The sequence below is a fragment of the Paraburkholderia sp. GAS82 genome, assembly GCF_050436285.1.
Taxonomy (GTDB): Bacteria; Pseudomonadota; Gammaproteobacteria; order Burkholderiales; family Burkholderiaceae; genus Paraburkholderia; species Paraburkholderia phenazinium_B.
In genome coordinates this window covers 1,117,562-1,135,120 of sequence record NZ_JBNDLX010000001.1, presented here as the reverse complement: position 1 = coordinate 1,135,120, position 17,559 = coordinate 1,117,562, and the positions used below count along the sequence as shown (strand labels likewise).

General features: G+C 59.1%; 15 protein-coding genes and 1 pseudogene. 4 read left to right on the top strand and 12 right to left on the bottom strand.

Going from position 1 to position 17,559, the window contains the following annotated elements; all coding sequences use genetic code 11:
- Positions 1-90 precede the first annotated feature (90 nt).
- The gene (locus P3T17_RS04965) at positions 91-1,152 is read right to left on the bottom strand and encodes an aldo/keto reductase (RefSeq protein WP_429405061.1); all 1,062 of its coding nucleotides are present in this window, start codon (positions 1,150-1,152) and stop codon (positions 91-93) included.
- Positions 1,153-1,335: 183 nt separating this feature from the next.
- On the opposite strand from P3T17_RS04965, the gene P3T17_RS04960 reads away from it, so the two are divergent.
- On the top strand, positions 1,336-2,658 hold the full coding sequence (locus P3T17_RS04960; protein ID WP_429405059.1) for a TIGR00366 family protein: 1,323 nt from the start codon (positions 1,336-1,338) through the stop codon (positions 2,656-2,658).
- Between the two features lie 60 nt (positions 2,659-2,718).
- A complete protein-coding gene (locus tag P3T17_RS04955) occupies positions 2,719-3,411 on the top strand; it encodes a cytochrome b/b6 domain-containing protein (RefSeq protein WP_429405057.1) in 693 nt (230 codons plus the stop codon).
- A 33-nt stretch (positions 3,412-3,444) separates the two neighbouring features.
- Here the strand turns inward: P3T17_RS04955 and P3T17_RS04950 are convergent, their stop codons facing one another.
- Entirely contained in the window at positions 3,445-3,906 is a 462-nt protein-coding gene (locus P3T17_RS04950; protein ID WP_429405056.1) for a CHRD domain-containing protein, read from the bottom strand.
- 587 nt (positions 3,907-4,493) lie between these two features.
- Between P3T17_RS04950 and P3T17_RS04945 the strand changes: the two are divergent.
- Positions 4,494-4,742 (top strand): annotated as a pseudogene (locus P3T17_RS04945) (helix-turn-helix domain-containing protein); the annotation flags it as partial.
- A 168-nt stretch (positions 4,743-4,910) separates the two neighbouring features.
- Here the strand turns inward: P3T17_RS04945 and P3T17_RS04940 are convergent.
- The 9 genes from P3T17_RS04940 to P3T17_RS04900 all read right to left on the bottom strand — a co-directional run bounded on the left by P3T17_RS04940 (position 4,911) and on the right by P3T17_RS04900 (position 15,188).
- Positions 4,911-5,822 carry a hypothetical protein gene (locus P3T17_RS04940; RefSeq protein WP_429405054.1) on the bottom strand — a complete coding sequence of 304 codons (912 nt, stop codon included), beginning with the start codon at positions 5,820-5,822 and terminating at the stop codon, positions 4,911-4,913.
- 325 nt (positions 5,823-6,147) lie between these two features.
- On the bottom strand, positions 6,148-6,663 hold the full coding sequence (locus P3T17_RS04935; RefSeq protein WP_429286988.1) for a hypothetical protein: 516 nt from the start codon (positions 6,661-6,663) through the stop codon (positions 6,148-6,150).
- A gap of 166 nt (positions 6,664-6,829) precedes the next feature.
- A complete protein-coding gene (locus P3T17_RS04930; protein ID WP_429405053.1) occupies positions 6,830-8,275 on the bottom strand; it encodes a DEAD/DEAH box helicase in 1,446 nt (481 codons plus the stop codon).
- A gap of 28 nt (positions 8,276-8,303) precedes the next feature.
- Entirely contained in the window at positions 8,304-9,269 is a 966-nt protein-coding gene (locus P3T17_RS04925) for a hypothetical protein (RefSeq protein ID WP_429405051.1), read from the bottom strand.
- A gap of 9 nt (positions 9,270-9,278) precedes the next feature.
- A complete protein-coding gene (locus P3T17_RS04920; protein ID WP_429405050.1) occupies positions 9,279-10,316 on the bottom strand; it encodes a hydroxyacid dehydrogenase in 1,038 nt (345 codons plus the stop codon).
- Positions 10,317-10,418: 102 nt separating this feature from the next.
- Positions 10,419-11,408, bottom strand: coding sequence for a D-allose ABC transporter permease (gene alsC / locus P3T17_RS04915; protein WP_429405048.1), 990 nt, complete (start codon positions 11,406-11,408; stop codon positions 10,419-10,421).
- A gap of 20 nt (positions 11,409-11,428) precedes the next feature.
- Positions 11,429-12,937, bottom strand: coding sequence for a sugar ABC transporter ATP-binding protein (locus tag P3T17_RS04910; RefSeq protein WP_429405046.1), 1,509 nt, complete (start codon positions 12,935-12,937; stop codon positions 11,429-11,431).
- A gap of 52 nt (positions 12,938-12,989) precedes the next feature.
- Complete coding sequence (gene alsB, locus P3T17_RS04905) at positions 12,990-13,937, bottom strand: D-allose transporter substrate-binding protein (protein ID WP_429405044.1); 948 nt, start codon at positions 13,935-13,937, stop codon at positions 12,990-12,992.
- A gap of 111 nt (positions 13,938-14,048) precedes the next feature.
- Entirely contained in the window at positions 14,049-15,188 is a 1,140-nt protein-coding gene (locus P3T17_RS04900; protein WP_429405042.1) for a Gfo/Idh/MocA family protein, read from the bottom strand.
- A 168-nt stretch (positions 15,189-15,356) separates the two neighbouring features.
- On the opposite strand from P3T17_RS04900, the gene P3T17_RS04895 reads away from it, so the two are divergent.
- Complete coding sequence (locus P3T17_RS04895) at positions 15,357-16,601, top strand: ROK family transcriptional regulator (RefSeq protein ID WP_074264568.1); 1,245 nt, start codon at positions 15,357-15,359, stop codon at positions 16,599-16,601.
- 54 nt (positions 16,602-16,655) lie between these two features.
- Here the strand turns inward: P3T17_RS04895 and P3T17_RS04890 are convergent, their stop codons facing one another.
- On the bottom strand, positions 16,656-17,552 hold the full coding sequence (locus P3T17_RS04890) for an amidohydrolase family protein (RefSeq protein WP_429405040.1): 897 nt from the start codon (positions 17,550-17,552) through the stop codon (positions 16,656-16,658).
- Positions 17,553-17,559: the final 7 nt, after the last annotated feature.

Genomic DNA, 17,559 nt, shown 5'->3' with positions numbered 1-17,559 from the left:
GATAGCGCAAACCGGGCAGTATAAAAAGCCGGTCGCCAGCGAGAGCTGACGGCCGGCTTTTGTTTGCGTGCGGCTCCAGCGGCAGTTTGCCTACGCCTTCTTTTTCAGATGCGGCCCCAGCAGCGACAGATCGGCCGCGCCAAGGCGGTCACTGGCGGTCTGCAACTGATGCCAGTACGGGTAGAGCAGAGGAGGGGCGCTGACCTGATCGAGCCGCTCGCGCTGCGCATCGCTCAGCTTGACGTCGGCCGCGCCGAGGTTGTCGCGCAACTGCTTTTCGTTGCGCCCGCCGATGATCACCGAAGCGACTGCCGGACGTCCCAGTGTCCACGCCAGCGCGACCTGGGCGGCGGAGATATTGAGCTCGCCGGCAATCTCGACGAGGGCGTCGACGATGTTCCAGAGGCGGTCCTGATCGCGGATCGGCGGTTCGGTCCAGCCCGCGAGTTGGCGCGTGCCTTCCGGCGTCGTGTCGCGGCGATGCTTGCCCGACAACAGACCGCCGGCTAGCGGACTCCACACCAGAATGCCGAGCCCCTGATCGAGCGCGAGCGGCGCAAGTTCATATTCCGCTTCACGCGCCTCGAGCGTGTAGTGGATCTGCTGGCTGACGAAGCGCGGCAGACGGTTCCGCTCGCTCACGTGCAGCGCCTTCATCAGATGCCAGGCGGAGTAGTTCGAGCAGCCGACGTACCGGATCTTGCCGTGCCGCACCAGCATATCGAGCGCCTCGAGTGTCTCCTCGAGCGGCGTGAGACCATCCCACTCGTGTACCTGATAGAGGTCGATCACATCCGTCTTGAGACGCCGCAGGCTCGCCTCGCACGCTTCGATCAGATGATGCCGGGACAGGCCGCGATCGTTCGGGCCGTCGCCCATCGGAAAGCGCGCCTTGGTGGCGATCAGCACGCCACCTTTACGCTTGCGGCCGAGCGCCGCGCCGACGATCTCCTCCGACGCGCCGTTCGAATAGACATCGGCCGTGTCGATCAGGTTGACGCCGGCTTCCAGGCACATATCGATCTGCCGGCGCGCCTCTTCGAGGCCCACTTCACCGACGCTCGCAAATTTTCCTTTACCACCCATTGTCATCGTGCCGAGCGTGACGGTCGACACCTTGAGGCCGGAACGGCCGAGTTGACGATATTCCATGATCAGACAATCTCCTATGTAGACACGCTGCGACGCAGGACGTGTGCTTGCGTCGCAGCAAAACCCCTCGTTTCATGCAAGAATCGCGGCCGGGGAAGTGGGCGGAAAAGACGCGGCCAACGCAATCCGGCGCAAGATTTAAACCGCCCGTTAAAAATATCATTGGTGACGAGGAGTAGACAGTTGATTCAGCGTATCTCGCGCTTTTTTACTCAGGTGGTGCATCGCGTGCTGCCTGACCCGCTGATCTTTGCGATCTTCCTGACGATTGCAACGTTCGTGCTGGCCTTTGCCTTGACGCCGAAAGCGCCGGCGGAACTGGTGACGATGTGGGGCGGCGGTTTCTGGAACCTGCTGGCCTTCTCGATGCAGATGGCCATGATTCTGGTGACAGGTCATGCGCTCGCCAGTTCTGGCCCGGTGAAGCGGTTGTTGATCGCCCTGGCAGGTTCGGCCCGCACGCCTGCACAAGGCGTCATGCTGGTGGCGTTTTGCGGCGCGATTGCATGCGCCATCAACTGGGGCTTCGGCCTCGTGCTCGGTGCGATGCTCGCGCGCGAAGTCGCGCGGCGCGTGAAGGGCACCGATTACCGTTTGCTCGTGGCATCTGCATATATGGGCTTCCTCACGTGGCACGGCGGGCTGTCCGGGTCGGTGCCGCTGGTTGCGGCCACCAAGGGCAATCCGATGGAAAAGACCATTGGACTGATTCCCGTCTCGCATACGATCTTCACCGGCTACAACGCCTTCATCACGTTTGGTTTGATCGTGCTGCTGCCGATCCTGGCGCGGCTGATGATGCCCAAACCCGAGGACGTCGTAGCCGTAGACCCGGCGTTGCTCGAGGACCCGCCATCCGTCGAACGAAAGCTTCCGGCTGATGCAACGCTTGCCGAACGGCTCGAGGAAAGCCGCGTGCTGGCGTTGCTGGTTGCGCTGGTGTGCGCGGTCTATCTGGTGGTGCGTACGGTGCAGAAGGGGTTTACGCTCGACATCGATACCGTGAACCTGGTGTTCCTCGCCGCCGGCATGGTGCTGCACAAGACGCCGATGGCATACGCGCGCGCGGTGGGCGCGGCAGCGAAGGGCGCTTCCGCGATCATGATCCAGTTTCCGTTTTACGCCGGGATTCAGGCATTGATGGATCACTCGGGACTGGCCGGCATCATCACCACATGGTTCGTGGAGATTGCCAACGTGCATACGTTCCCGCTGCTCGCGTTCCTCAGTTCAGCGGTAATCAATTTTGCCGTGCCGAGCGGCGGCGGCCATTGGGTGGTGCAGGGGCCTTTCGTCATGCCGGCCGCGCAGGCGCTGCATGCCGACCTCGGAAAGTCAGCAATGGCGATCGCTTACGGCGAGGCGTGGACCAATATGGCGCAGCCGTTCTGGGCGCTTCCTGCGCTGGCGATTGCCGGCCTTGGCGTGCGCGACATCATGGGATATTGCGTAACGGCGCTGCTGTTCTCGGGCGTGGTGTTTGTCGCGGGGCTTTATCTCTTCTAGATTTCTGTTGCATCCGGATCGCTGTTGCTGCTGGCCGCTTCACTGGGGAGGCCCAACTTCATGAACGCTGACGAACCCGTTTCGCCGCCGGGACAACCGGGTCGTCGCCGCGTACTCGTGTGGGATGCGCCGACGCGCCTGTTTCACTGGTTGATGGTGGTACTGGTTGCGGCCGCTTATACGACCTTGAAGCTGAATCTGATCGACTGGCACGTGCGGGCCGGCGAAGCACTGCTGGCGTTGCTGCTGTTCAGGTTACTGTGGGGCTGCTTCGGCAGCGATACGGCGCGCTTCAGAAATTTTGTGACGTCACCGGCGGCCGCGGTGCGGCATCTGTCACACCTGTTTCGCCGCGAGCCGGACGATCAGGTGGGCCATAACGCGGCCGGCGGATGGATGGTTTTGTTGCTGCTCGTGCTGCTCCTGCTTGAGACGCTAAGCGGCCTGTACGTGTACAACGAGGTCGCGGACGAGGGTCCATTGAGCGAATGGGTGCCCGCCTGGATCGCCAGTGCGATTTCCACACTGCACGGGGTGGTGTGGGACGTGTTGCTGGCGGCGGTCGCACTGCATGTGCTGGTGATCGCACTCTACGCCGTGGTGAAGCGGCACAACCTGCTACGTCCGATGCTGACGGGCTATAAGGCGTTGCCTTCGAATATTGCCGCGCCGCGGCAGCGGCCAGCGGTGCTGGCACTGCTGCCGCTTGCGATTGGCGCTGCGGTGGTGGTGCTGCTTGCGGCCTATCTCTGACCAGGTCTGCTGCTATGGCTGAAGCGCGGTGCGTCAGTTGCCCTTCGGCGGCATGACCTGGCCGCGGATCTCACCACCCGGGTTGGTCTTGGTGTGGACGTTGATGTACATATTGCCGGCTTCGAAAATCTGGACGTCATCCGCGGACAAGGTTGCCTGACCGCTGAGCGGACTCGTCACGGACATATTGCCTTTCTGCGAGATCCACACCTTCACGCCGGCGTTTTTACCGGCAGGAGCCGGGCCGTGAAAATGCGCCATGGTGGCTGGGCTCGTCAAACCGCTGAAGGTGATGTTCCACGTCACGACGTGGGTGCTCGAGTCGTACGTGAGATTGGCGGTGCCGCTGCCGGGAGTTTGCACCGGAGGCACCTGCTGGTCGCCCGTGAGCGGTACGGTAAATGAGACCGGCGCCGCTTGCGCGAGCGACAGCGTGCCCGAGAGTGCGAGACCGGTGAACAGCAGAATGGCGCGCCGCGAGATCGATACTGTCATTGGGTTTTCTCCGTTTTAGGTTTTCCCCCTTGCTGGGCTTTGGACGGCTTCGGTTGGCGCGGAAGCGTCGTTGGCGCTGCGAGTGGCCAAGGGGTTAAGGAAGCATAGACATAAGCGGGCGGTAACACCAGGTGGGATGGGTTGGGGAAAGGGCTCAGGTGAGGGCGTGGCTACAGCGGAAAGTTTTGGACGCTGATGTTATTAATGGCGGCGTCATGATGTACGGTGGAATGTCGATGGGCGGATTGGCGTGCGCAGTGAAACCGAGTTCGTTGAGTAACTGCAGGACCTTGCCTATCTAAGCTGTTGGCTCGCTTGCCTCGGCTTGCGAAAATCAATCACTTCATTTCCGTACGGATACGAAACGTGAGAGACCGGCGGGGTTTTCGGCCGCTTCAAACTGGATGAGGCTCCGAAGCACGTTTTGTGAATAGCCTCCGTTGAAAAGTCAATTTGACATAAGATAAATTATCGAACTTTTGTATGTAGCAGCAATATGAGAATGTCGTGTTTCAGCAAGATACAGATGTCGTGTTTTACGGCAGGTGTCATGCTGGATGCTTCCGGTCGGACTGCGGGAGCCCAGCATGCGTCAAATCGAACTGGTGACATTGAACATGCGCGAACTCGACCGGTTGAAGGTGGTGCAGGCGATTGTTGAGATGGGACTGAAGCCCGGGCGCGCGGCGGAACGGCTTGGGCTGAGCGTGCGGCAAGTCGAACGCCTGGTGCAGCGCTACCAGGCTGCGGGTGTTGCCGGACTGGTTTCGGGCAAACGCGGTCGAGCGGGCAACCATCAATTGCCGGATGGAATGGCTCGACGCTCGCTGGCCATCAAACCGAATCCCGCAGCTAACGACGCCCTGTTTGCCCACCAGTTCCCACTCGATATCAGGGCAATGTAGGCGTTGCCACATGCCCGTACCTGAAAGGGCTTTAGGTACGGGCAAACGCCGCCACACGACAGCGCCGCCGAATTTGCGCTAGAAGAGTCCTAGTCTCGCTCACAGGACAGAATTTTGCGAGGTTGACTGCATAAACACAAATCTGCTGCGTCCATTTTCCAGTCCGTCGTACAGAACTTCCACGCAGACTTCTGTATGCCTCAAATCCTTTGAACCATACACATCGAAATATCTTGCGTAGCCATACATGAATATACGAATCTCTCTCTTTTTAAGCCGCTCAATATCGACCGCCTCGAATTGCTGGGGAACCGACGTGACTAGAGATTCCGGAAATAAAACCCCCTGCTTTACATTAATTTCCGTCCCCTCATACTTAAAACTCGGCTCACCATCTTGGAGCGATATTACCTTATTTGAAGAAAACAAAATTACATCTCGTGCAGGCGTCTTTCCGGTATTCTTCCATCTAAAATTAAATTGCGTGCCATTATGCAGTTGGTTATTATGATCAACCGCATTCTGAAATTCGACCGGTTGTATATCAACAACTGAAACCCAGGCCCGTTCAGCCATCATGTAGGCATCGACTGTATGTTTAGCAGCCTCCGCTGCCAGCTTAGCTGCCAACGCCGATTCGTCTGCTGTTTTTCCTGATGATTTCGCTTCAATCCAGAGCCGCGTGGTCGTTCTGGATAATTGAATCGTATAAATTGCAAGAACAAGAGTAAAAAGGGCAATAGGATCATTGACTAACTTCAGAAGCCACGCATTAAATCCGACAAAACCTGTCTCCGTACCATTTAAATCCGACCCAAGCGGATCTCCATTCGAAATAGACTGTTTGCTTTTTCTTAATCCTTCGACTTCGTGATTGCCGCCTGCAGAGGGAGACGGCGCGGGCTGCCCCTCGACTTTATTGGACTCACCGATTGCCGACGCAGGAATATCTTGCGGATCAGCGGAAGCAATATTAGCCAGCAACAATAGGGCAATTAAATATATTTTCACGATTTATAATTTTCCCAGTTGGCGTTAAGCAAAATCATTGATTATTCAGCTGAGTCAATTGTCAGTCGTCCGCGGTGTGGTTCACACCGTCGAAACACCGATACTCGACGTCCGCGATCCCGTCAAGCATTCGCACACCCGCCTCGAAGGGTTCTGACCTAGTAGAACCGAGTCAAAGTGCGCTCAACGAAGCCTTTAACAACGTCGGCAACTTCGCCGTGTCGCCAACCAACTCACGCTCGATATTAAAGCAACGTTGGCTGTCGCGCCGCACCGACTGCGCTGAGCCTTCCGGGTAGTAGTCGACGGAAGCACGCATAAGTCGTTAGACTCGCCTAAGCAACGTTGTCTTGCCCGACCCATTATCCCCATAGAAAATAGCCACATCGTCTACGGTACGAGTCGGAATTCGTAAACCTCCCTTCATGGTTGGTCGTCTGCGTATCCGAGTCATGCAGCAGGCCACCAAGCACCCTATTTCGCCATCCTTCATGCTCACGGTCGTGGTCATCTCGCGCGTGTTCTTCGTCGGCGAGTTATTCACGCCAGTAGTCGTCGGCACGAAGCTCGATATCTGCTCATCGAGCTTGACCTGTATCGCGTCGGCCATCACTGCAGGCTGTACCGCGAAGATCACGCCGGCATCCTGATAATCGACCGACCGGACCGGTGTCCCCGTCGCGCCCAGGTAGCTGATGCTGCCAGGCGTCGGCACCTGTGCCCTTCCCCCTATGACCACCTCGCCGTGATCGGTCACGGCGAGGTGGTCGAGCACAAGCGGCTGGGTCACGCGCGGCAGGTGGCGCAGCGCGATGACCGGCGCGCGACCTCGACCGGACACTCGCTACGCACGATGTCAACGTCCGTTCGGCTCCGAAGTTGCCGTCGATCCTGAATTCAGTGCGCCGGTCCCCGACGATCTGATGCACACCGAAGCCGCGCCGCTGCCTGCCAGCGGTCCGCAAACCGCCAGCCCGTTCCAAGGCTGGCGTCACTCACCCCAAGGATCAGGGTTTGCGTTTGCCGCGGCCACCAGCGGGTTTGCCAGCCGGCTTACGAGAACCCGCTGCTGGCTTGCCGGCGGCTTTGCTGCGTGGCTTCTGCACGCCGAACGGGTTACCGCCGGACAAGCTCATGCCTTTACCCGCGGCCACAGCGCGCTGCGCCGCAGGTTTGTGTTCGTTTTCGCCACTTTGCGGGCGCGCTTTTTTGCCAAACACCGCCATGCCGCCCGGCGCAGCTTGCGGCGCTTTCGGCTTCTTGGGCTTTTTCGGTTTCTTGATGATCTGGCCCGTCGCGCTAGTTTGCGGCACGCGGTGTTCGGCTTCAAAACCCGGCTCTTCTTCACGAGGCAGCGTTTGGCGGATCAGCGCTTCAATCGCGGCCAGTTGCGGCGCTTCATCGGCGCACACAAGGGACACCGCCACGCCGCTAGCGCCCGCTCGACCGGTACGGCCAATACGGTGCACATAGTCTTGCGCCACGATCGGCAGATCAACGTTGATCACCAGCGGCAGGTCGTCGATATCCAGCCCGCGCGCAGCCACATCGGTGGCGACCAGCATAGGTACTTCGCCCGTCTTGAAGCGCTCCAACGCACGCAGGCGCGCGGATTGCGGCTTGTCGCCGTGGATGGTGTCGACCGCATAGCCCGCTTCGTCCAGCATGGCCGCGAGGTAATCCACGCCATTGCGGGTTTTGACGAACACCAGCGCGTGCTCCCACTTGTTCTCAGCCACAAGGTGCATGAAAAGGTCAGGCTTGTTCTTTTTATCCACCGGCACCACCCACTGCTTGATCCTGGCGGCCGTGGCATTGGGCGGGCTGACGCTGATATTGACCGGGCCGCGCAGAATGTCCGCCGCCATGGCGCGGATGTCATCGGTAAACGTGGCGGAGAACAGCAGTGTCTGGCGCTGAGCGGGCAAGGCAGCAAAGACAGCGTTGAGTTCACGCGCAAAGCCCAGATCCAGCATGCGGTCGGCTTCATCCAGCACCAGCGTTTGTACTTGATCAAACTGCACTGCGTTCTGGCGATTGAGATCCAGCAAACGGCCTGGCGTGGCAACGAGCACGTCCACGCCTTTGCGCAACTTCATCATCTGCGGGTTGATACTGACGCCGCCGTAGGCGGCCAGAAATCGTAAGTCGAGGCCTTTGCCGTAATCGATAAAGCTTTGTAGCACCTGTTCGGCCAGTTCACGCGTGGGCACCAGCACCAGAACACGCGCGCGGTTGCTGGACACCGCCGGGCCGTGTTGCGCTAGCCGTTGCAACAGCGGCAGCGCAAAACCCGCCGTCTTGCCAGTGCCGGTCTGTGCCGCGGCCATGACGTCCTTGCCACTGAGCACAGCAGGAATCGCCTTGGCCTGCACCGGCGTAGGTGTCTGGTAATTGAGGTCCTGCACATTACGCAGCAAGAGATCGATCAGGCCAAGCGAGGCAAAAGACATTGGCGTATTCCAGGCTAAAGCCGCAATTCTAGCGCGACGAAACCCATTCCTTAACCCGCAATTCACATGCAGCGCCAGCCGCCAAGGTATGCGCCGGCCCATGCGATTCAATCTCAAAGTAAGGCAACGCCGGTGCATTGAACACTTCCATCGGCGCGCCATGCAGGTACCGCGCATCAGCAACTACGTCGAAGCTTCGCAGCAGACGCTTGTTACCCTCCGGTAGCATCAGTCGAACGTCCAGAGTACCGCCCGATGCGTTGATACCAAACTTGAACTCAATGGCGTCGTCGCAGTGGGCTGATAGCACGCCGTCGGCGAAACTCAGGAATCTCGAACCGCGTACGTCACCTATCGGTCCTTTTTCTGGAAACGGCACAATTGCCTCACGCCATTGGTCGCCGGTTTGATCGAGTCGTACGCTTACCGAGCCAGGGCGCCGGAGCATCAACACATCCCAGATGCCGCACTCACGAATCTCGCCGGAGCGGTTGATCAATCGATGCACCGTCGTCCAGACGCCGTTTGCTGCAAGCTCGATGCGCCGGGTAATCTGCAGCCCGCTTCGCCCGCACACACCACTGCCCAGTTCCACGCCCATCGAATCAATGCCGTTCCATGTGGCTAGCACACCGTAGGGTCCGCTATCGAGATCGCGCTGCGGCGCGCCATCAGGCCAGTTCGACTCCGGCGCAACCCACGTCTTGCCCCCACCCCATAATGGAAAGCCCCATTCACCACATAAGACTCGCCACTGCTCATCACTGCCGTCCGGTATTTTGCCAGCCAGGGCATCGTTGACGTAGGCGAGCTCCACACCTCCGTGGCGTATGCTTATCAGACGCCCACCAATTGACGGCACTACCGTCAATTCGAGTTCATCCTGAGTCAGAACGAGCGCCTGCCAGCCACGAAAGCAGGTCCATCGCAGAGACCGTCGCGACCGCCGGCTCTCGTCAGGCGTTGCCAGAAAATGAGAGATATCGCCAATCATCAACCGGTCCTAGCTCTTTTCGATTGGCTTGCTGCGCATCAGACCCACCGTCTCCGGCTGCGCAATCTTGCACATCACTGGCGGTAGTCCACGCGCGATCAGTTCGATATCGGCCAGCGCCCTGCGGCCTATCTCGCGAAGCACCGCGTCAAGCGCTCCGGCCTGATGTGGCGATAGCAGCACGTTGTCCAGCGAACGTGCGCGGTGATTTTTCGGCAATGGTTCAACAGGAAATACGTCGGTTGCCACCCGGATGTGGCGCTGCCCGGCGACGTCGAGCATCGCATCGAAATCGACCACACCAGCACGACTCACGAGGACAAATGCGGAGCCAGGTCTCATGGACATGAACTGCTCGCGTGTCAGAAAGCCCTGATTTTGCGACGTTACGCCAGCTACTACGAAAACGACCTGCGACTCACGCAGCACATCCTCGAGCGTCGCCGGCTGGCAACCCAACGACTCGATGTAGGCCGCTGGCAGCCAGGGATCAAATGCGCGCACCGTTCCGCGAAAGGGAGCGACGAGTGGCAAGATCGCGCGTCCCAGATCGCCCATGCCGATGAAACCTATGGGTGCTTCGTAGAGAGAAAACGCGTCACGGTTTGCCTCAAGGCCATACTGCTCGCTATTGTGGCGAAAGCGCCGGTCCGCCTGGCTTATGCCACGCGCCAGGTCGATCGCCATGCCAAGCGCCGCCTCAGCTACCGGCTCAGCGAAGACGGGACTCACGTTCAGGACCCGGACACCCTGCCGGAAACACTGGGCATAGTCGACGTTCGGCAGGAAGTTACCTTCCACGTTGACAATGGCCCGCAGATTCTTCATCCGGTTCAACCGGTCAACAGGAAGATCGAACTGGCCGACGACAATATCGGCCTGCACCACATGTGCGTCGAAGATTGCATCGTCGACGACGCCATCTTCGTGTAGGTAGACCTCACCGAGGTCGCGCAGCCGCGCAAGATCGGAAGCGCTAAAGATATCCGCGACCGCGCGCGGCGCCGGTGCAATGAAAAGTCGCATGGGCTTGACTGCCTGATTCATGGAAACTCCACAAAAACAACTGTAGTTCGTGTGTATCGCCAATCCGCGTTATCACACGGACAATCTGCAATACTGATCACGCGCTCGAACAAGTGCGACGGGCTAGCGCCTGCGGCGCGTGAAAAGCTTGTCGGCCGTTACCGCCGCGATGATCAGTACACCCATCACGATCTGCTGGTAATAAGACTCGACATTCATGATGTTCAGGATGTTATTGATGACGCCGATAATCAGCCCGCCAATCACTACGCCTGCGATTTGCCCACGCCCGCCGAAAAAACTGGTGCCGCCGATGATCGCCGAGGCGATGGCGAAGGTTTCGAACCCTATCCCCGCATTGGGCTCGGCTGCCCCAGTTCGCGCGGTCGTGACAATGCCGGCAATACCCGCGCACGAGCCTGAAATAATGAATACGACGAGCGTGTGCAGTTTGACGCTGATTCCGGAATAGAACGCTGCCTGCGCGTTGCCGCCAAGCGCATAGAGGTTACGCCCGAGTTTCGTATATCGCGTGATGAAGAACAGGAAACCGGCAACTGCAGCGGCGATGATAATCGGCACGGGTACACCGAACGCGCGTCCTGCAACGACGTCGCCAAACCCTCGATCAAAACCGAATACTGAACGCGAATCGGAAATGATCAGCGTGACTCCACGATAGATCGCCGCAGTGCCGAGCGTGATGATGAAGGGGTGCAATTGCGTGAGATTGACCAGCGCGCCATTGACAGCGCCCAGCAGTGCGCCCACGCCGACACCTCCGATCAGTACCGCCAGCCAGACAGGCATTCCAGCCATCATCAGCTTGGCCATCACCATGCCGGAGAGCGCCAGTACCGACCCTACCGAAAGATCGATTCCAGCAATCAGAATCGTAAAAAACACGCCGCAAGCGAGCAACACCATCACAGCGCTTTGCAGCAATACCTGCACGAGATTTTCCCGGGCCAGGAAGTACTGCGGTGAGGCAATGCTGCAGAAAATAAGCAGGAGCACCAGAATGCCGAAGGTGCCGTAGCTCTGCCACAGGCTTGCGAAGTCGCGCCGCGACGCGCGTTCGAGCGGCAAGCCCGAGGTGTTCGACTGGTTCATTTTGTCCCCTTCCCGTTTGTTCATGACGTGGCGATCTTCATGATCGATTCCTCAGTAGCGTCGGCATTGACAAGGGTGTCGGCCACCGTGCCGTCGCGATAGACTGCAATGCGATCACACACCGCGATCAATTCCGGCAGCTCCGACGACACCATCAGGATCGCTCTACCCTCGTTGGCGAGCGTGCGCATGATTGCGTAAATCTCGGACTTCGCGCCAATGTCGATCCCACGCGTCGGTTCATCGAAGATAAACAGATCACTTTGCGCCGCGAGCCACTTTGCGATAATCGCTTTCTGCTGATTTCCCCCGGAGAGTTCGGTGATGTTTTGAGTCGGCGTGGCGCAGCGAATCCGTAAGCGATCCTTGTAAATCAGTCCAAGCTCACGCTGCCGCCCAAGGTCGATCCGGCCGAGCGACAACGCACGTCGTGTGCTGCGTAACGCAGGCGCGATGAAGATGTTCTCTTCGATGCTCAGATTGTGAAAGAAGCCCGTCGCGCGGCGGTCTTCCGTAACGAAAGCGAGCCCCTGCTTGACCGCCTGATACGGGGAATCAACCACAATGTCGCGCCCGTTCAGCGCCATGCGACCGCCTGACTTGCTACGCACCCCGAAAATGGTCTCCATCAATTCGCTGCGGCCCGACCCCATCAATCCGGCAAAGCCGAGGATCTCCCCGCGATGTACGTCGAATGAGACGTCGCGTACCCTGCCATCACGAGAGGACAGACTGCGCACAGAGAACACGATTTCAGCGGCTCTCGTTGCGTCGCCCGGCCGTCCATGGACGATTTCGCGCCCCACCATCAGCGAGACAAGACGCTCGGTCGAGGTGGCCCTGGCGTCGTATGTACCCACGTAACGTCCGTCCTTTAGCACCGTCACGCGATCTCCGATTATCGGAATCTCCTTTAGCTTGTGCGAGATGTACACTATCCCAACACCATGGCGCTTCAGTTCAGCAATCACTTCGAAAAGCCGGCCGACCTCAGTGTCGGTCAGTGACGAAGTAGGTTCGTCCATGATGATCAAACGCGCTTCGCTGGCCAGCGCCTTGGCGATTTCCACCTGCTGCTTCTCGGAGATGCTGAGGTCGCCCACGAGCGTATTCGGGTCACGCTCGAGGCCGACGCGTGCCAATACGTCGCGCGCCTTGCGTTGCATCGTTCGACGGTCAACCACCGGAATGCCCAGGCGTCGTATAGTTGGAATTCGCCCGACGAACAGGTTTTCCTCGATGCTGAGATAGTCGATAACACTTAGCTCCTGATAGATCAGGCAAATGCCGAGCTCAGTGGACAGCGTCGGCGACAGCTTTGTGTACTCCACACCGCCTGCGACGATCTTGCCCGACGTCGGCTCGTAGATTCCGCTCAGCAGCTTCATCAAGGTCGACTTGCCCGCACCGTTTTCACCCAGAAGCACATGCACTTCGCCAGCCCTGACGTCGAAGCTGACGTCCTTGAGCGCCACTGTGCCAGGAAATACCTTCGACACACCGCGCACTTCCACCAGAACTTCGTTCATCTTCACTTCGCTCCGCGACTGAAGCGTGGCGCGCGCTGGCGCCACGCGAGACTCATTTGGTCACCAGGTGCGATTCGATCGGGAAAAAGGTCGGTGCGGTATCGGCGCTGATCGCGGGCTTCGTTTTCAAGGCGTCAAGCAGCAGGTCGACTGCCTTCGCACCCATCGCTTCAGAATCCTGGGCAACGGTCGCAGTCAGCTCACCGTGCTTTACCGAATCGATCGCCTCAGGTACGCCATCGGTGCCCACGACAATCACCTTGCCAAGCTTGTCGCCGTTCTTGACTGCCTGCACCGCGCCAAGGGCCATCGTGTCGTTGGCCGCGTAAATCGCCTTCAGGTCCGGATTCCGTTGCAGAATATTGGTCGCCACGTCGAGCGCTTTCGAGCGGTCCCAGTCGGCCGGTTGACTGGCAACTACCGTCACGTTCGCAGCTTTTGCGAAAGCCTGTTTTGCGCCGTCACGACGCGCGTCTCCCGTCACATTGCCGGCCTTACCTTCAACGATTGCAACCTTGCCACCCGCTGCGCCCAGCTTCTGGACAATAAAGTTGCCCGCCTTGTTGCCGAGTGCGACGTTGTCGGTCGCGATGAAGGCCAGGACCGAGCCGCCTGCAGCTTTCAGCTGGCCCGGGTCAATCTTTTCGTCGATATTGACGACATAGATGCCCTTCTTCGTTGCATTGGCAACGGATTGAACCAGACTTACCGCTGTGATCGGTGCCACACCGATGGCTTTGTAGCTCTTGTTCAGCGCGTCTTCGAGAATCCGCTGTTGCCCCTGAATATCGTCCTCGCTATTGCCAGCGAACACGTCCACTGTAACGCCTTTGGATTTCGCTTCCTTGAGCACACCATCGCGCATTGCTACCCAATAGGGGTTCGACAAGGTCTTAAGCACGATAGCGATGTCAGCCGCGTGTGCAGGGGTCCAGGCGGTTAGCGTGATGGCCAGTGCTGCAGCGCCAGCCGTAAGAAGGTTGCGTTTTTTCGTATTCATTCTGCGTCTCCTGATGTGCCGCATAAGCGGTCGTTATTCGGTACAAAAAGCCGTACCGCGTGCTTTGTTGCATGGGTTTCCTGTTTTGCGCGGGAGTTGACGCCTGACGCACTAACGGATGGCCTGCCAATGTCCCTCTCGACTCGACGCGAGCACTGCTTCGACGATGCGTGCCGAGCGCCAGCCATCCTCAAAAGTTGGCAGACCGATGCACGTCTCGCCACGAATGGTCGCGTAGGTGTCGGCGACGAATGCCTCAAAGCATTGGGCGTAACCTTGTGAGTGACCGGCTGGCAAGGTCGCGAGCCGACGTTGTTCGGCGCTGCCGCGCGAAGGGTCACGTACCAGCAACCGGCTTTCGTCGCGTGCACCGACCCAGAGCCGCTCGGGTTCTTCCTGATCGAAGGTGACGCTCGCGCGTGCCCCGTCGATTTCGAACCAAAGCCGATTCTTGCGTCCGGCTGAGACCTGACTGATGGTCAACGTGGCGAGGACGCCATTCGCCGTACGCAGTAACGCGCCCGCTACGTCTTCGGTCACCACTGCTTCGGTCGCGGCAGATTTGCTTTCCGTGCTCTCTGAGCCAGATGAGAAAGTACGCGCTGTATGCGTCGGGCGCCTCGCCACAGTGGTTTGCAAGGTCGCAGCGACCGATGCAAAACGCTCTCCGCTCACCCATTCGATCAGATCGCACCAGTGGGATCCGATGTCGGCAAACGCGCGAGACGCACCACCTTGGGCTGAGTCGACGCGCCAGTTCGTATCGGATGCGCCAAGAAGCCAGTCTTGCAGATAGCTGCCGTGGATCAGTTGCAATGCGCCGACAGTTCCGTCCTGAACCAGTGCGCGCGCTTCACGCACCATCGGATGGTAACGATAGACAAAGGGAATCGTCGCAACGCGACCGCTTTTGCGCGCCGCAACAACAAGCGCGGATGCATCACGTTCAGTAATAGCGAGGGGCTTCTCGCAGACCACGTGCTTGCCGGCTTCGAGTGCCGCGAGCGCCAGCTGAAAATGGCTCGCATTCGGCGTGCAGATGTGCACGACATCCACGGCGCGATCTTCGATTGCTTCAACCGATGACCGATACGCCCGTGGGATAGCATGCCGCGCCGATGCCTCCACCGCACTGGCTTCGCTCGATGCGGCTATACCGCATACGGTGGCTCCGGCGAGCCGTGCCGCGCGCGTATGCACCGCCCCCATCATGCCCGCGCCGATGATCGCGACGTGAAGCGACTCCGTCATTCGATTCTCCGTTTTGTTCACGGAAGCACGATATCGAGTGAAGGGAACAGGCGACAATTTGTATTATTTAATTCGATTGCCGACATAAATACTGCGTCTATGGGGGATGCAACGGGGCCTTGCTGCGTCGGATCGGAGAAAGTAAGCTCGCTGCAAACAGGACCGCTCATGACCGACCGCACACTCTCTTCCCTGCCTTCTCGGCTGGCTACCTTCGATCGCGCCTTCCGGCTCGAGGAGTACGAAGTCCACAGCAAGCTCGCGCAACTCATTGCTTCGTCTCAGGGCGTCAGCCGGGCGGACCTCGCGCGTCTTACGGGGTTTGCGCGATCAACTATTTCGCAACTGGCCCAGCCCTTGATCGATGCAGGACTCGTCAAGGAACAGGCAGCGGGGGCTGCGAGCCGCGGACGGCCCGGCACGATGCTCGTACTCAATCCGCGTGCAGGACTCGTACTGGTTGCCGACATGGGCGCGACACACGGTCGCCTCGTGATCTCCGACCTCGCGCAACGCAGACTCGCCGAAACGGTCTTCAGCGTAGACATCGCGCTAGGTCCGGAGCCGGTACTCGATCTCGTGATCGAAAGGTTCCGGCAGATGCTCGCCGAGCATCATCTCGCCGATCTCGCCATACGTAGCGTAGTGGTGGGGCTGCCAAGCCCGGTCGATTTCGGGCGGGGGGTCTGTGTACGGCCACCTATCATGCCTGGCTGGGACGAATTTCCTGTGTCCGAGTATCTGCAGGCACGCCTTAAGGCGGCGGTGCTGGTGGACAACGACGTGAATCTCATGGCACTCGGCGAGGCGCGCACACGTCCGGCCGGCCAGTCGCCCTTGCTGTTTGCAAAGGTATCGACCGGGATCGGCTGCGGTGTTGTCACAGCGGACGGAAGTCTGCATCGCGGCGCAGACGGATCCGCGGGCGACATCGGCCATATCCGCGTTCCAGGACGAGACGATGTGATCTGCGGATGCGGCAACATCGGTTGTGTAGAAGCGGTTGCTTCTACAACGGCCGTGTTGCGCAGCCTGCGCCAGTTACCCGACGCGGGCGCGGACACTATCGACGATCTGGTGCGGCTCGTACGTGCAGGCGACCGTCACGCGATCAGACTGGTGCGGGAAGCTGCAGCGGAAATTGGCGAGGTCATCGCAATGGTCGTGCATATGTTTAACCCCGCCGCGATCGTACTGGGTGGCCGCATGGCACGCATCAGCGACGATCTGCTGGCCGGTGTGCGCGCAGTCGTCTACCGGCGCGCGTTGCCACTGGCTACACGCAGCCTTCTGATTGAGAATACCGCGCTGAATCAGTATGCAGGTGCCATCGGTGGCACTGTCCTTGGTATCGAACATGCCCTTGCGCCTCAGTGCATCGCGTCCATTCTGGACGGCATAACCAACCGATAACCCATTCCGGCTTTCGGCGGGCGATCGATGACCGACATAGCAATTTGACGAACTTCAGAGCCTGTACACCCGTTCTGCATTGTCGTGGAAAAGCGCGCGCCGCTCGTCGGAAGAGAATTCTTTCGTGATCTCCTTGAATGCATCGAAGACTGCGTCGTAACTGCTAAAAAGTTTGTCGACCGGGAAATTGCTCGCAAACATACAGCGATCCACACCGAACGCCTCGATCGCATGCAGAACAAATGGGCGGATGCTGTCAACCGTCCATTTCCAGTCGCCCATCCCCAGTCCGGATATCTTGCAGAAAACATTCTGAGCCGATGCGAGCGACCTCATGCCCTGCTTCCAGCCCTCGATCTCTTCCGGCGTCCGGTCAACCGGCATGCCGGTGTGGTTGAGCACCATCGGTGTATCCGGAAAGTCGCGCGCCAGCGCCAGCGCATCTTCCATCTGGGTGTAGTAAAGCTGCAGGTCGAACGACAAATTGTGACGTTTGAGCAGCGCATACCCTTTACGCCATTGTGGATCGCTCATCAGGCGAGGGTTCTCGATAAACGTCTTCACCGGATCGCGGTGGAAGTTCAGGCATTGGCGAATACCGCGTACGTTCGCATACTGGCAGTGCTCTTCGATCACGGCCTGCGCTTTCGGTGCTGACAGGTCCGCGAATCCGACGATACCGTGCGGATAGCCGTGCACGTCGGCGACGCTCTGAAGCCAACGCGTTTCCGCGACCGGGTCGTTGTGATCGTACTCGACCTGAAGATGAACCGTCTTCACGACGTTCTGATTCCTGATGTCGGCCAGGAAGTCGTCGATCAGATAGTCCTTGCGAATAGCGGTGTAATCACCGAATACGCGCTTGAGCATCGGCCCCTGCAGCCAGGGGTAGGTACCGGTCCTGAGATCGTAAAGATGATGATGCGGGTCGATGATGGGCAGATTGTCCATGGTGTCT